The organism is Streptomyces sp. NPDC091209, assembly GCF_044757755.1.
Classification (GTDB): Bacteria; Actinomycetota; Actinomycetes; order Streptomycetales; family Streptomycetaceae; genus Streptomyces.
The window spans coordinates 246877-260857 of the sequence record NZ_JBIVVR010000007.1; the positions used below are offsets into that span (position 1 = coordinate 246877).

Annotated in this window: 12 protein-coding genes; 6 read left to right on the forward strand and 6 right to left on the reverse strand. The window is 72.0% G+C overall.

The features are described 5' to 3' along the window. Positions 1–685: 685 nt before the first annotated feature. Together ACIQRL_RS22020 and ACIQRL_RS22025 are read left to right on the forward strand one after the other, a co-directional pair. Positions 686–1267 carry a helix-turn-helix domain-containing protein gene (locus ACIQRL_RS22020; protein WP_401333867.1) on the forward strand — a complete coding sequence of 194 codons (582 nt, stop codon included), beginning with the start codon at positions 686–688 and terminating at the stop codon, positions 1265–1267. 128 nt (positions 1268–1395) lie between these two features. Next, positions 1396–2115, forward strand: coding sequence for a helical backbone metal receptor (locus tag ACIQRL_RS22025; RefSeq protein WP_401333870.1), 720 nt, complete (start codon positions 1396–1398; stop codon positions 2113–2115). 170 nt (positions 2116–2285) lie between these two features. Here the strand turns inward: ACIQRL_RS22025 and ACIQRL_RS22030 are convergent, their stop codons facing one another. The 4 genes from ACIQRL_RS22030 to ACIQRL_RS22045 form a co-directional block, all read right to left on the reverse strand. Beyond that, positions 2286–4109, reverse strand: coding sequence for a choline/carnitine O-acyltransferase (locus ACIQRL_RS22030; RefSeq protein WP_401333872.1), 1824 nt, complete (start codon positions 4107–4109; stop codon positions 2286–2288). Further along, positions 4106–4951 (reverse strand): class I SAM-dependent methyltransferase, encoded by an 846-nt coding sequence (locus ACIQRL_RS22035; protein WP_401333874.1) that lies wholly within the window; start codon positions 4949–4951, stop codon positions 4106–4108. Before ACIQRL_RS22035 ends, ACIQRL_RS22030 begins: the two co-directional genes overlap by 4 nt. 74 nt (positions 4952–5025) lie before the next feature. Then, a complete protein-coding gene (locus ACIQRL_RS22040; RefSeq protein WP_401333876.1) occupies positions 5026–5895 on the reverse strand; it encodes an arpA protein in 870 nt (289 codons plus the stop codon). A gap of 359 nt (positions 5896–6254) precedes the next feature. Next, positions 6255–7412 (reverse strand): TDT family transporter, encoded by a 1158-nt coding sequence (locus ACIQRL_RS22045; RefSeq protein ID WP_401333879.1) that lies wholly within the window; start codon positions 7410–7412, stop codon positions 6255–6257. A 95-nt stretch (positions 7413–7507) separates the two neighbouring features. On the opposite strand from ACIQRL_RS22045, the gene ACIQRL_RS22050 reads away from it, so the two are divergent. After that, the gene (locus tag ACIQRL_RS22050) at positions 7508–8434 is read left to right on the forward strand and encodes a LysR family transcriptional regulator (protein ID WP_401333881.1); all 927 of its coding nucleotides are present in this window, start codon (positions 7508–7510) and stop codon (positions 8432–8434) included. A 190-nt stretch (positions 8435–8624) separates the two neighbouring features. On the opposite strand, the gene ACIQRL_RS22055 is transcribed toward ACIQRL_RS22050, so the two are convergent. Both ACIQRL_RS22055 and ACIQRL_RS22060 read right to left on the reverse strand, forming a co-directional pair. After that, entirely contained in the window at positions 8625–9374 is a 750-nt protein-coding gene (locus tag ACIQRL_RS22055) for a gamma-glutamyl-gamma-aminobutyrate hydrolase family protein (RefSeq protein ID WP_401333884.1), read from the reverse strand. Between the two features lie 126 nt (positions 9375–9500). Next, entirely contained in the window at positions 9501–10238 is a 738-nt protein-coding gene (locus ACIQRL_RS22060; RefSeq protein WP_401333887.1) for a FadR/GntR family transcriptional regulator, read from the reverse strand. 77 nt (positions 10239–10315) lie between these two features. Between ACIQRL_RS22060 and ACIQRL_RS22065 the strand changes: the two genes are divergently transcribed. From ACIQRL_RS22065 to ACIQRL_RS22075, 3 genes are all read left to right on the forward strand, one after another. Then, positions 10316–11686 (forward strand): glutamine synthetase family protein, encoded by a 1371-nt coding sequence (locus ACIQRL_RS22065; RefSeq protein ID WP_401333889.1) that lies wholly within the window; start codon positions 10316–10318, stop codon positions 11684–11686. 86 nt (positions 11687–11772) lie between these two features. Then, positions 11773–13125 carry an aldehyde dehydrogenase family protein gene (locus ACIQRL_RS22070; protein ID WP_401334464.1) on the forward strand — a complete coding sequence of 451 codons (1353 nt, stop codon included), beginning with the start codon at positions 11773–11775 and terminating at the stop codon, positions 13123–13125. Next, positions 13122–13913 (forward strand): 3-oxoacyl-ACP reductase, encoded by a 792-nt coding sequence (locus ACIQRL_RS22075; protein WP_401333891.1) that lies wholly within the window; start codon positions 13122–13124, stop codon positions 13911–13913. Before ACIQRL_RS22070 ends, ACIQRL_RS22075 begins: the two co-directional genes overlap by 4 nt. Positions 13914–13981: the final 68 nt, after the last annotated feature.

The window sequence follows — 13981 nt, forward strand, 5'->3', positions numbered from 1 at the left end:
CGGTTCACTCCGAGCGTGGTGAGCGGTTCACTCCGAGGGGTGGTCCTCGTCGTACGGGTCCTCTTGACCCGCGCGGCGCGGGCCACCCCTCGCGGCGTTCCCGGGGCCGGCGGACTCCACCGTGTCCGGGCGGAGGCCGGTCCGCACACGCGGGCGACGACGCAGGCGGTCACGTACTGGCGTACGAGAGAGATCCGGACAACCGTGACGCGGTCCGTGACCGCACTCTCCCGACGCGTTCGCGGCCCACGGCGTCGACCGCGCGGTCGACGGGCCGACCGCTCCCCGCGCACCGCTCCGAGCCCCCGCCGCACATCAGCTCCGTGCGCGGAGGCACGGCCGAACCCCTCGGCCACCGGGGGCCGCGGAGCGGCGCGGACGGTCAACTGCGCACAGAGAGAACGGACTTCGGCTTCCGATCCCCCCGCCGACGGGTCCGGACCGGCAGTCCCGCCCTGGTGATCGGCCCTTTCGCCTCACGACAGGGGGCCGCGGCGCCGGGCGCGCGACGGCTCGCGCGGTGGCGCGAACTGTAACCCTCACACTCCCTCGATGTGACAGCGATGTGACGGGTCCATGAAACGGTTTGCCGAACATGCGTAGGGTGCAAACAACTCTTCAGAAGCAGCGGACCGGAAATCCGGGCGGTTCGCGGACCGACGACGCGAGGGAGGGAGCCGGAGCGATGGGCGACCACAAAGAACAGCCCCTTCGGGTGGGTGCGGCCGTACGGCGACGACGTCGGGCACTGCGGCTCACCCTCGCCGTCGTGGCCGAACGCAGCGGCCTGTCGGTGCCCTTTCTCAGCCAGGTGGAGAACGAGCGGGCACGGCCCAGCAGAAGCTCCCTGCAGAGAGTCGCCGACGCCCTCGGTACCACCGCCGTCGAACTGCTCGCCGCCGCCGACCCGGCGTGCAGTGTCGACGTCGTGCGCGCCGACGCCGGTGCCGAGTTCACTCCCGGAGCCCACGCGCGCCCCCTGGTGCGCGGTCACCACCAGCTGCACGCCACCGAGTTCACCGGCGACCACGAAGAGGGCCGCGAACTCCAGCACCGCAACGACAAGTTGATGTACGTCGCCGACGGTGCCGTCGAGGTCGAGGCGGAGGGGCGTGCCCATCGCCTGGGGCGCGGCGACACCCTCTATCTGACCGGCGGTGTGCGCCACCGCTGGCGCGCCACCGTGCCGGACACCCGGGTGGTCGTCGTCGAGGTCGCCGACCACATCGACGCGGTGGAGGACCGGCACAACTTCGGCAAGCGCTGAGCGGCGCGGCCGAGGCCGGTCCCCCGATGACCGCGGGGGAGAAGACGGCACAGGAGCGGACAGGGCGGGGCCGGACGGCTCGCGAGAGGATGGCGGGGGAGAGAACGGCGCGGGAGAGGCGGACGGATATGCGCGTGGTGTCCCTCGTGCCCTCGCTGACGGAGGCCGTCGCCGTGTCCGTACCCGCCGTCCTGGTCGGCGCCACCGACTGGTGCAGCCACCCGGCGGACCTGGACGTCGCTCGGATCGGGGGCACCAAGAACCCCGACGTCGAGGCCGTCGTACGGCTCGCGCCCGACCTCGTCGTCGCCAACGAGGAGGAGAACCGGGAGCCCGACCTGACCGCCCTGCGGGAGGCGGGGATCGAGGTCCTGGTCACCGAGGTGCGGGACGTGCCGGGGGCCCTTCGTGAACTGGACCGGGTGCTCGGTGCCTGCGGCGCGCGCAGTCGTCCGCGCTGGCTGGACGCCGCGGAGGCCGCGTGGGCGGAACCGGCCGCTCCCGCCCGCCGCACGACCGCGATCGTGCCGATCTGGCGGCGCCCCTGGATGGTGCTGGGCCGGGACACCTTCGCGGGTGACGTCCTCGCCAGGCTCGGCGTCGACCACGCGTACGCGCACCACGAGGACCGCTACCCCCGCGTTCCGCTCGCCGAGCTGACCGCGGCGGCCCCGGACCTCGTGGTGCTGCCGGACGAGCCGTACCGCTTCACCGCCGACGACGGGCCCGAGGCGTTCCCCGGGCTGCCCTGCGCTCTCGTCGACGGCCGCCTGCTGACCTGGTACGGACCGTCGCTGACCGAGGCGCCCGCGCGGCTCGGCGAGGCGTTGCGAGCGGCTCGGTCATGACCATCGGGTGAGGAGCCGCAAGGCCTGGACTTCCGTTCCGGCCGGGCGAAATCAGCACCCCGGGCTCAGCCACCGAAGCCGTCCGGGCCGCCGGACCGTGGTCTCCGACCGGGAGTTCCGGTCGGGACCGTGGACCCCGACCGGGGTTCCGGTCCGGCGGCGCGGTTCGTTCAGTCCTCGGAGCGCTCGGACGCCAGCAGCTCCCGGAGTTCGTCCACCGCCTCCCGGAGCCGGTCGGCGAACGTCCGCATCTGCGCGGCGACCGCCGACGGCGTGCTCAGATAGAGGTTGAACCGATCGGGAAGCAGCACATAGGCGACTCCGATGCACTGGCTGCTGGTCGACCCGAAGCCGAAGTACTGGATGTTGACGGAGGGAGCGGAGCTCGTGCTCAGGTAGTCGTCCCGCATGGTCGACCAGCCCGGCGTCCGGTACAGCGCGGGCTGCTCGGTCACCCCGAGCTCGGCTCCGCGTCGGCGCTGGATCAGTTCCAGCTCCCACAGGTGCTGCTCCGGCGCCTGCCCGGTCTGGCAGGCCTTCGCGCGCGCCACATGGGCCTCCGTGGCGGCCCGGAACGCGGCGCGCCGGGCGTCCGCGTCCGCTGCCGGGTCCTCCATCGCCGCCACGAAAGCGAGCATCTCGGGGGTGACGACGCGCATCGCCTCGGTCCGCCCGTGCCGGTACTGCCGGGTGGCGATCGACTCGTACGTGGCGCCCAGGAGCCCCTTGGCGCGCTGGTGGGCGAGCTGGTAGGCGGCCTGGACGAACGCGTCCGGCGAGACGCCCAGCACCTTGGCCGCGCTGCTGCCGAAGTCCGGGAACGACAACGTGCTGGTCGCGGTGCTCTCCCCGTACGCCGCGAACGCGTCGGCGGCCGAGCGCGCCCGGTCCCGCAGCGCGTCGTCCAGTTCGAACACGATCGGCTCCAGCGCGGGCAGCCCCTGGGAGCGGGCTCCGGACTGCCGGGACTGCTCCTCGGCCGGGGTGTCGAGCAGGGCGTCGGTGAAGGTGAGGATCGTCGTCCCGTCCAACTCGCAGTGCTCGACGTTGATGCCCGCCCGTCCGTCCGCGAAGACGACGAGGGACACGGCCTTGTCGAACCAGCGGTTGCCGCGGTCGCCGTACAGCAACTGGTCACAGGCGTCCTGGACGTCCGCGGGGGCGAAGTCCTCCAGAGCGACGCAGAACAGCGCGGTCTCGACATCGTCGAGGGCGTCGGCGTTGCGGGGGTGGCAGGCGAGAAGGGACTCCCGGGCGGCGGCCCACTCCGCGCGGGCCATGGTGGTGAGGTGGCCCACCGAGGTGTCCGCGCCGGACGGGTCGGCCTTCATCACCGCGCGCAGCCCCGCCTCGATGTCGTCCAGGCTGTGCGGGACGCCGTCCGGACCCAGCACGGTCAGCCGGAACATGCCGCCCCGGAAGAACACCACGATGTGCCGGGCCTCGGACGGGCCCGGCCACTCCTCGGTATAGGGGGCGCGGACGGTGTCCTGCCGCGCGCCGGGGATACGCGTGCTGGAGAACAGGAACTTGTTCTGCACCATCGACTGGGGTGCTCCGCGCTGCACCACCGGCGGAATCAGCTCCTGATCGAGCTGCCGCTTGTAGTTGAGGGCCCCGGCGACGAGCCCGGCCGCCCGTTCCACCTGCGCCTGGCCGGAGTCCTTGAACAGGAAGAAGAAGTTGGCGTTGAGGGCGATCCGGTCCCGGCGGCCCAGGTACCGGTACGGCCAGAAGGTGTCGAGCCAGCTGTGCACGCCCTCCGTGGCGTCGTATTCCTCCAGCGCGGCATGCAGCACCCGGCCGGGGCCGCCGGGTCGGAGGAAGGCGGCGACCTCCGCCTCGGTCGCCGACCGCTCGTCGGCGGTCAGCAGCGGCGTGCACCAGGCGAGAAACCTCTCGCAGCTCGCGTCCAGCGTCGGCAGCGGCACGCGCGGGAGGCTGTCCTCCTGGGCGAAGGTCGTGTTGCCTGACGCGTCCTGACTGGTCTTCAACTCTGTTCTCGATTCGGATCGTCGGTACCTGTGATGTCGTACGGCCGGGAAAGGTGGAGCTGTGCGTACAGCCAGCCTTCCGCCTCCAGGCCCCGCGGATCCACCCCCGCGGCCGCCATGCCGTCGAGGACGAGCGCCTGCTCCTGCGGGGAGGCGAACCGCCGCTGTCTGAACACCTCGTCGACGCGGACGGTCCGGTAGCCCAGACCCGCCAACGCGCGCTCGACGGGGTCGAACGGGAACATCCGCAGCACGAAGTGCGCCATCCAGGGCCGGCGGACGCCCTGCGCCCGGACGACTCGCGTGAGCGTCCGCTCGGTGACGTAGCCGACGCAGCCCGTCGAGATCACCAGGTCCGTCCCCGAGAGCTGGGCGCGCTGTCGGGGTGTGGGCTCGTGCTCCTCCAGGTCGGCGTGCACCACGTCGTCGAGGAACCCGGCCTCGAAGGCGTAGGACAGCGCGCTGCCGGAGGTGTCGAGGCCGACGAAGCGCATCGCTTGCGGGGGTTGGCGTGACCGGGCCAGCTCCCGGTCGCGGGCCAGCAGAGCCTCGCGGCTCTCACCCGCGCGCTCCTCGTCGCCGTAGCGCGCGTACAGCTCGTCCATGGTCGCGTCGTACTTCAGCAGGGCGGCGTTGATTCCGTACGAGCAGCCGATGTCCAGCACCTTCGGTACCGCGACGTGCCGGGACTCCCGGTACTCCGTGATGATCTTCGAGAAGTAGGGCTTGGCCTGCTGCGGAACGCCGTAGTCGAGCGGGCGCAGCGCTGTGAAATAGGCTCGCGGATCGGGCTGGTCGTAGATGTGGTCGAGTGAGACTTTTCCGGTCACGTCGAAACGCACAGGGCTTACTCCTCCGTGGATCGCGCAGGGGGAAGCAGGGGTGACGGTCTACGGCGACTACGCGTTCTCGCCCCCTAGTCCAGGAGCCGGTCGCCGCGGACCGCCTTGCCCTCGGCCGCCAGGTGCTCGGGCAGCACCCGGCCGAAGAGCTGCCGGGTTCGTTCCACGCTGCCGATGACGCCGGGGCGCTCGCTGTAGGCGAAGATCGCGGAGTGGCGCGCGATCTCGCCGCGCACCGGGCTCACCCGGTGCAGCGAGTAGCGCCCTTTGAACAGTTGCAGGTCACCCGGTTGCAGGGGGAGACGCCGGGTCAACCGCTCGCCCCGGCCGTCCACCACGTCCCGGACGTCGTCGAAATTCTCGTCCCGCGCGGTCCGGATGTTCGGGCAGTACTCGAAGACGCCGCCTGCCTGCGCCTGTTGGGTGAGCATGCTGACGGTGAACTCGTTGGTGTCGAAGTGCCAGGGGTGCTCCAGGCCCGGCGCGACGACGTTGAGGACCAGTCCGGAGAGCGGGTCCGCCAGCTCGTGCAGCTCCGGCAGTTCGAAGCAGCGGGCGATGAAGTGCCGGAACACCGTGTCGGAGTAGAGCCGGCTGATCAGGGAGTCCGCGGGGATGCGGTCCCGCGCGACGAACGCGTTGCCCCGCTCGAAGGTCCTCCGGCCCGGATGGTCCGCCGGCAGCGCCGAGTCCACGGCGATGTTGTAGACGTTCACCGTCTCGACGTCGTGGTGCGCCCGGGGCGCGATGGCCGAGCACTCCTGCCGCAGCACATCGCGCAGCGATGGGCGGACGAAGTCCGGCAGCACGGTGCAGCCGGACGTCGCCAGGTCGCGCCGGGCACGGGAAACCACGGCCTGTCCCCGGGGGCCCGCGAGTTCCGACAGGGGATAGCGAGCAGTGTCGACCACCTGATCAAGCGTCAGGTCTTCCAAAGAGCGCATTCGATCCTCTCCACGTGCGGGCCGCCCCACTCGTCGGCTCCCTCGCGGGCCCGCGGTTCCCTCTCATACCCACGCACGGCACGTCCGACGCGATCCGTGCGGTCGGCCGGACCTCGCTCTCGGCTTGTGAGCAACTCCGCTGGCAGGAAGGGCACTTGAAGTTCCCACAGCGGTGCCGTGTTGTCTGTGACGCGTCACACTGCCCAACTGTGCGCTGCAACATGCCTGCGCGGGTCCGGCACGGGCCGACCGTCGCGCGGGGCCGCGGGGGCCGGTGCACCCTGCTTGAGGGTCGGCGAAGGACGAAGCCTGGCCACGTCGATCGACGTGGCCAGGCAGGGGAAGGCAATCGCAGAGGCCTACTTTCGCGAAGGCGCTGCGAGCAGCTTGCCGCTGACCAGGCCGTGCGCGGTGCGGACGGCGGCCACCGACCAGGCGGCCACCAGCAGGGCGTACAGCGCGACGGCGAGCGTGTCGAAGGCGGCCAGGCCGGTGTGCCGGGCCAGGCTCTCCGCGCCGGTCACACAGGTGCCCACCGGGAAGGTGAACGCCCACCAGGTCATCGCGAAGCCCATGCCCTGGCGGCGGGCCCGTACGACCATCGCGACGGCCAGCGCGAGCCACAGCAGCGCGAAACCCAGCACGGGGACGCCGTAGAGCACCGAGAAGAGCGCGAAGCCCTTGTCGTACGGGGCGGCCACCACGCCGGGCGCGGCGTCCGCGAACTTGCCCACCGCGGTCGTCGACTGGCCCAGCGGGCCGAGCACCAGGAAGAGCGTCGGAGTGAGCGCGAGCGGCAGCGGACCCGCGGTGACGAGCCGGGCGAAGATCGTCGGCAGCATCACCAGGGTGGCCAGCAGGCTCATCCCGAACATCGCGACACAGGCGAGGAGCAGCGTCTCCCGGGGCTGTCCGGCCGGCAGGTGGGGAACGAGGAGGGGCCCGAGCGCCGCCGACACCATCGGGGCGACGATCGGCAGCAGCCACACGGGTGACGCCTGTCCGGGCTCGATCCGGTGCCGTACGACCATCAGGTACGGGACGGTCACGGCGGCGGCGAGTCCGATCAGCGTCCCGGCGACGAACAGGACGGTGTCCACGGCGACCGCCGCCGGCATCCCGATCCAGTCCCGGCCGACGAGCAGGGTGCCGGCGCCCACGGCGAGCAGGGCCATCGAGAGGCAGCCGTAGAACGGGGCCATGGCCGGGTCGAGGAGGTGGGCGCGGGCCTGGTCGCGGTGGTACGTCCAGTGCAGCGCGCGGGCGGCGAGCAAGGTCACCAGCAGGGTGAGCGCGAGGGCCCACACGACGGTGCAGGCGGTGCGCACGCCCGGCACGTTTCCGGGCAGCCCGGCTCCCGCCGTTGCCACGATCGCGGTGCCCATCACGGAGGCGTACCAGTTCGGGCCGAGATGCCGGACCGCGGCGATGGCGCGGTTCCCCGAGGCACGGGGGGTCTTCGTGTCGGGGACGGTTCCCGCCTGATGGGCGGACAGGGGCTGGGCTGCGGTGACCATGGCACCACGGTCGCGCTCGCCTCGGCTCCCCACCAGGGAGTGCGCGCCTATGAGGGCATAAGCTGGCTTTATGAGCAGCGGCACTGAGGATCGGCATGGGTAGCGGTGCCGAGGATCGGCACGGCGTCGGGATCGCGCACCGGGTGCCCGATCTCGGCGCGCTGGAACTGCTGCTGGCGGTCGCGCGCCTCGGCAGTCTCGGCCGCGCCGCACGCGAACTGGGAATCACCCAGCCGGCGGCCAGCAGCCGTATCCGTTCCATGGAGCGGCTCCTCGGGGTGGCGCTCGTCGACCGTTCGCCGCGCGGATCCCGGCTCACCCGGGAGGGGGCGCTCGTCACGGACTGGGCCCGTCGGGTGGTGGACGCGGCCGAGGCGTTCGACGCCGGGGCGCAGGCGCTGCGGGACCGGCGCGACTCGCGGCTGCGGGTGGCCGCGAGCATGACCATCGCCGAGTATCTGCTGCCCGGCTGGCTGATCGCGCTGCGCGCCCAGCGCCCCGACACGGCCGTGTCGCTGCTCGCCGGGAACTCCGCCGGCGTCGCGGAACGGCTCCTCTCCGGCGAGGCGGACCTCGGCTTCGTCGAGGGGCTCTCGGTGCCGTCCGGTCTCGACGCGACCGTCATCGCGCACGACCGGCTGATCGTGGTGACGGCGCCCGGACATCCCTGGGCACGTCGTCGCGCGCCCCTCGCCGCGGCGGAGCTGGCCGCCACGCCGCTCATCCTGCGGGAGGAGGGGTCGGGTACGCGTCAGGTTCTCGACACCGCGCTCGGCGGGCTCGCGCGCCCGTTGATCGAGCTGTCCTCGACGACGGCCGTCAAGGCCTCCGCCGTCAACGGTGCCGGGCCCGCCGTCCTGAGCGAACTCGCCCTCGGCGAGGAACTGTCCGCCCATCGGCTGGTGAGCATTCCGCTCGCCGACGTCCGGCTCACCCGCGCCCTGCGGGCCGTCTGGCCGACCGGACACCGCCCCACGGGCCCGGCCCGCGACCTGCTCTCCCTGACGCAGGGTGCGGCCTGACCGTGCGGGAGCCCGGGGGCGCCTGACCGCACCGGGACACTCCGTGTCGCCTGATGGCAGGCGACACGGGGTGCTGCCTGACCACAGGCCGTTTTCGCCCCCTCCGCCCCTACCCGTCCCGCATCCGGGGCGCCGCCCCCGGACCCCCGCTCCTCAATCGCCGGAGGGGCTGAATTTGGACCCCCGCTCCTCAATCGCCGGAGGGGCCTGAATTTGGGCGCCCGCTCCTCGATCGCCCGAGGGGCCTTGATTCCTCCCGTGATGACGCCGCCGCGACCAGGCCCCGCATCACCCGTAGGTCGTCGCCCATCTCCGGGTGCCACTGGACTCCCAACGCCCAGGCGGGGGAAGGGAGTTCGACCGCCTCCACGGTGCCGTCCGTCGCGTGCGCGCAGACCCTGAGGCCGTCGCCGAGGCGGTCCACCGCCTGATGGTGGTACGTCGGGACAGCGCACGGCTCCGGAACCAGACCCGCGTACCGCGTCCCCGGCACGGGCATCACCTCGTGGTGCCCGATGACCCCGGTGTCCTTCGCATGCCCGTCGAGATGCTGGACGAGCGTGCCACCCAGGGCCACGTTCAGGAGCTGGTGGCCCCGACAGATGCCCAGGAGCGGGGTGCCGGAGTCCAACGCGGCCCGGATCAGGGCGAGTTCCCAGGCGTCACGCTCGGGAGCGGGCGGGCCCGTACGCGGGGAGCGCTCGGCGCCGTAGCGGGCGGGGTCGACGTCGGGACCGCCCGCCACGACCACCGCGTCGAGCCGGGCGACGGTCTCGACGGCCAGGGCCGGATCGTCCGGCGGCAGCATCACGGCGAGCCCGCCCGCCCGCTGCACGAGCCGCGGATAGCCCGCCGGCAGCAGCGCGGCCGCCAGCTCCCACACGCCCCAGCGCGCCCCGGCCTCCAGATACGTACTCACACCGACCAGCGGCCTGCCCACGCGCCTCTCCCTCGGATCCGGGTCGCCACGACTCCCATGGAACGTCAATGGAAAGGTCTCATACCTTTGGGTGGCGAGGGACGGAAAACACCGAGCGCCCCGCTCGCCCCTCGCGTCGCGTCCCGCTCATGCCAGGAACCCCCGCAGCAGCGCCGCCGTACCCGCGCAGTGCTCCCGCATCATCTCCCGCGCCCCGTCCGCGTCCCCGTCGAGGACCGCCTCGACGAGGGCGGTGTGCTGGCGCTGCGAGTGCTCCAGATTGCGGACCAGGAGCGGGATGCAGTCGAGCAGGTCGTTGACGGAGGCGCGGACGGCCGCGTACCGCGCGGTGAGCGACGGGGAGCCGCACAACTCCGCGAGGGTGAGGTGGAGCATGGTGTCCAGGCGTCGGTAGTCGGTCAGCGGGGCGTCGTTCGTCCGGGTGAGGGCTTCGCGCAGCCGGCCCGCCTGCTCCGCGTCGAGTCCGTGCGTCGCGCACAGCCCGGCCGCGCCCACCTCCAGGACCTCGCGGAATCGCAGGACGTCCTCGATGTCGACGCCGGCGACCCGGCGGCGCAGCTCGTGCTCGCCCGGTGTGGCGGTGCGCGCCTGTACGAAGGTGCCGCCGTACCGGCCGCGCCGCGACTCGACCAGACCCTGGTCCTGGAGCACCTTCAGGACCTCGCGCAGCGTCACCCGGCTGATGCCGAGCCGCTCCGCCAACTCCCGCTCCGCGGGCAGCCGTTCACCGCCCGGTACCAGACCGAGCCGGACGATCTGGAGGATCTGCTCCAGCGCCTCCTCGAAGCCGTTGCCCGCCCGCACCGGCCGCAGCACCGGCGTCAGCCGGTCGTCCGTACCACGGTCGGGTTCCTCCCTCGTCATCCGGTCGCGCCCCCTTCCCAAGCAATGGTTCTCCGCAATACCTTATGGCTCTCGGCTGACCCAAGGAGGCTTTTCCGGTGGCAGACCGCACACCCCCGCTCACCGTCGAAGAACTGCGCCGTCTCGTCGAGGCCGGGGACATCGACACGGTCGTCCTGGCCTTTCCCGACATGCAGGGGCGGCTCCAGGGCAAGCGGTTCGCCGCGCGCTTCTTCCTCGACGAGGTGCTGGAGCACGGCACGGAGGGCTGCAACTACCTCCTCGCCGTCGACACCGACATGAACACCGTCGACGGATACGCCATGTCCTCCTGGGACCGTGGCTACGGCGACTTCGCCATGCACCCCGATCTCGGCACCCTGCGGCGCGTCCCCTGGAACGAGGGCACCGCCCTGCTCATCGCCGACCTCGCCTGGAACGACGGCTCCCCGGTGGTGGCAGCGCCCCGCCAGATCCTGCGCCGCCAGCTCGAACGGCTCGCCCGGCTCGGCTACTCCGCCCAGGTCGGGACCGAGCTGGAGTTCATCGTCTTCAAGGACACCTACGAGCAGGCCTGGGACACCGGCTACCGCGGACTCACTCCGGCCAACCAGTACAACATCGACTACTCGGTCCTCGGGACCGGACGCATCGAGCCCCTGCTGCGCCGCATCCGCAACGAGATGCAGGCCGCGGGCCTCACCGTCGAGTCCGCCAAGGGCGAGTGCAACCCCGGCCAGCACGAGATCGCCTTCAAGTACGACGAGGCCCTCGTCACCTGCGACCAGCACGCGATCTACAAGACCGGCGCCAAGGAGATCGCCTCCCAGGAGGGCGTCTCCCTCACCTTCATGGCCAAGTACAACGAGCGCGAGGGCAACTCCTGCCACATCCACCTCTCGCTCGCCGACGCCGACGGCGCCAACGTGATGGCCGGCTCCGCCACCGACCCGGGCGGCATGTCGGAGGTGATGCGCCACTTCCTCGCCGGACAACTGGCCGCCCTGCGCGACTTCTCGCTCCTGTACGCGCCCAACATCAACTCGTACAAGCGCTTCCAGCCCGGCTCCTTCGCGCCGACCGCCGTGGCCTGGGGGTACGACAACCGCACCTGCTCGCTCCGTGTCGTCGGCCACGGCCGCTCGATGCGCTTCGAGAACCGGCTGCCCGGCGGTGACGTCAACCCGCATCTGGCCGTCGCCGGACTCGTGGCGGCCGGCCTGTACGGCATCGAGCAGAAGCTGGAACTGCCCGAGGCGTGCTCCGGCAACGCCTACACCGCCGCGTACGCGCACGTCCCCACCACCCTGCGCGAGGCCGCCGAGCTCTGGGAGAACAGCCCGATCGCCCGAGCCGCCTTCGGCGACGAGGTGGTCGAGCACTACCGCAACATGGCCCGCGTCGAACTGGAGGCCTTCGACGCCGCGGTGACCGACTGGGAGCTCCGCCGCTCCTTCGAACGCATGTGAGGACCCCCTTGCCGCACCCGTCCACCTCACGCCCGTCCACCTCGTTCCCGTACACCTCGCCCCCGTACGACCACGAACTCCAGGTACTGAACCCCGCCACCGAAGAGGTCGTCGCCACCGTCCCGGCCGCCACCGCCCAGGACGTCGGGGACGCCGTCGTACGGGCCGCTAAGGCCCAGGTCCGGTGGGCCGCCCTCGCGCCGGGCGACCGGGCCCGGCTGCTGCGCCGCTTCGCGGCCGTCGTCGACGACCACATCGAGGAACTGGCCCGCCTGGAGGTCCGCGAGGCCGGCCACACCCTCGGCAACGCCCGCTGGGAGGCCGGCAACGTCCGCGATCTGCTCGACTACGCGGCCGGGGGAGTGGAACGGCTGACCGGCCGCCAGATCCCCGTCGCGGGCGGCCTCGACATCACGCTCCTCGAACCGCTCGGCGTCGTCGGGGTCATCGCCCCCTGGAACTTCCCCCTGCCCATCGCCGCCTGGGGCACCGCACCCGCCCTCGCGGCGGGCAACGCCGTCATCGTCAAACCCGCCGAGACGACCCCGCTGACCGCGCTGCGGCTGGCCGAACTCGCCCTGGAGGCGGGCCTGCCCGACCATCTCCTCCAGGTGCTGCCCGGCGCGGGTCCCGTCGCCGGCGCCGCACTCGTCGAACACCCCGGCGTCGCTAAGATCGTCTTCACCGGCTCGACGGCCGTGGGCAAGCAGGTGCTGGCGAAGGGCTCCGCCCTCCTCAAGCGCGTCACCCTCGAACTCGGCGGCAAGAGCCCCAACATCGTCTTCGCCGACGCCGACATCGAGGCCGCCGCGGCCGCCGCTCCCCTGTCCTTCCTCGACAACTCCGGCCAGGACTGCTGCGCCCGCACCCGCATCCTCGTCCAACGTTCCGTCCACGACCGCTTCCTCGAACTCCTCGCCCCGGCGGTCGAGTCGGTGGTCGTCGGCGACCCCTCCGACGAGCGGACCCAGATGGGCCCGCTGATCTCCAGAGCCCAGCTGGAGCGCGTACGGTCCTACGTCGACGCCGACGCGCCCGGTATCCGGGGCAAGGCCCCGGAGGGTCCCGGCTTCTGGTTCGCGCCCACCGTCCTCACCGGCGTCGGGCCCGACGCGCGCGTGGCCGTCGAAGAGGTCTTCGGCCCCGTCGCCGTCGTGCTGCCCTTCGAGGACGAGGCCGACGCGATCCGGCTCGCCAACGCCACCGACTACGGCCTGTCCGGCTCCATCTGGACCCGCGACGTCGGCCGCGCGCTGCGCGTCTCCCAGGCCGTCCGGGCCGGGAACCTGTCCGTCAACTCCCATTCCAGCGTCCGCTACTGGACCCCCTTCGGCGGCTTCAAGCAGTCGGGAATCGGCCGTGAACTCGGCCCGGACGCCCTCACCGCCTTCACCGAGACCAAGAACGTCTTCATCAGCACGGAGGGTCCCGCACAGTGACTTCAGACACCCCTGAGACCATCTGCCGCCGCCTGGTCGGCCGCACCGCCGTGATCACCGGCGCCGCCAGCGGCATCGGCCTCGCCACCGCGCGCCGGCTCGCCTCCGAGGGCGCCCACGTCGTCTGCGCCGACATCGACGAGGAGCACGGCAAGGCCGTGGCCGAGGAGGTCGGCGGGATCTTCGTCAAGGTCGACGTGACCGACCCCGAGCAGGTCGAGACGCTCTTCAGGACGGCGTACGACACCTACGGCTCGGTCGACATCGCCTTCAACAACGCGGGCATCTCGCCGCCGGACGACGACTCCATCCTGGACACGGGCCTGGAGGCATGGAAGCGCGTCCAGGAGGTCAACCTCACCTCCGTGTACCTGTGTTGCAAGTCCGCCATCCCCTACATGCGCCGCCAGGGCAGGGGCTCCATCATCAACACGGCGTCCTTCGTGGCCCGGATGGGCGCGGCGACCTCCCAGATCTCGTACACGGCCTCCAAGGGCGGTGTGCTGGCCATGTCCCGTGAACTGGGGGTCCAGTTCGCCCGCGAGGGCATCCGGGTCAACGCCCTGTGCCCCGGCCCGGTCAACACCCCTTTGCTCCAGGAGCTGTTCGCCAAGGACCCCGAGCGGGCCGCGCGCCGGCTGGTGCACATCCCGGTCGGGCGGTTCGCCGAGGCCGACGAGATCGCGGCGGCCGTCGCGTTCCTCGCCAGCGACGACTCCTCCTTCGTGAATGCCACCGACTTCCTGGTGGACGGGGGTATTTCGGGCGCGTACGTGACGCCGCTGTAGGCCGGCCACGGGCACGGTCCGCGGGCGGCACGGCCCGGTCGTGCCCGGCCTCGCGTACACCGTGTACC

What these genes read in the sequence shown, in the direction of transcription:
- ACIQRL_RS22020 (WP_401333867.1), top strand. Translation starts at nt 686, where the DNA reads ATGGGCGACCACAAAGAACAGCCCCTTCGGGTGGGTGCGGCCGTACGG.
- ACIQRL_RS22025 (WP_401333870.1), top strand. Translation starts at nt 1,396, where the DNA reads ATGCGCGTGGTGTCCCTCGTGCCCTCGCTGACGGAGGCCGTCGCCGTG.
- ACIQRL_RS22040 (WP_401333876.1), bottom strand. Translation starts at nt 5,895, where the DNA reads ATGCGCTCTTTGGAAGACCTGACGCTTGATCAGGTGGTCGACACTGCT.
- ACIQRL_RS22045 (WP_401333879.1), bottom strand. Translation starts at nt 7,412, where the DNA reads ATGGTCACCGCAGCCCAGCCCCTGTCCGCCCATCAGGCGGGAACCGTC.
- ACIQRL_RS22050 (WP_401333881.1), top strand. Translation starts at nt 7,508, where the DNA reads ATGGGTAGCGGTGCCGAGGATCGGCACGGCGTCGGGATCGCGCACCGG.
- ACIQRL_RS22060 (WP_401333887.1), bottom strand. Translation starts at nt 10,238, where the DNA reads ATGACGAGGGAGGAACCCGACCGTGGTACGGACGACCGGCTGACGCCG.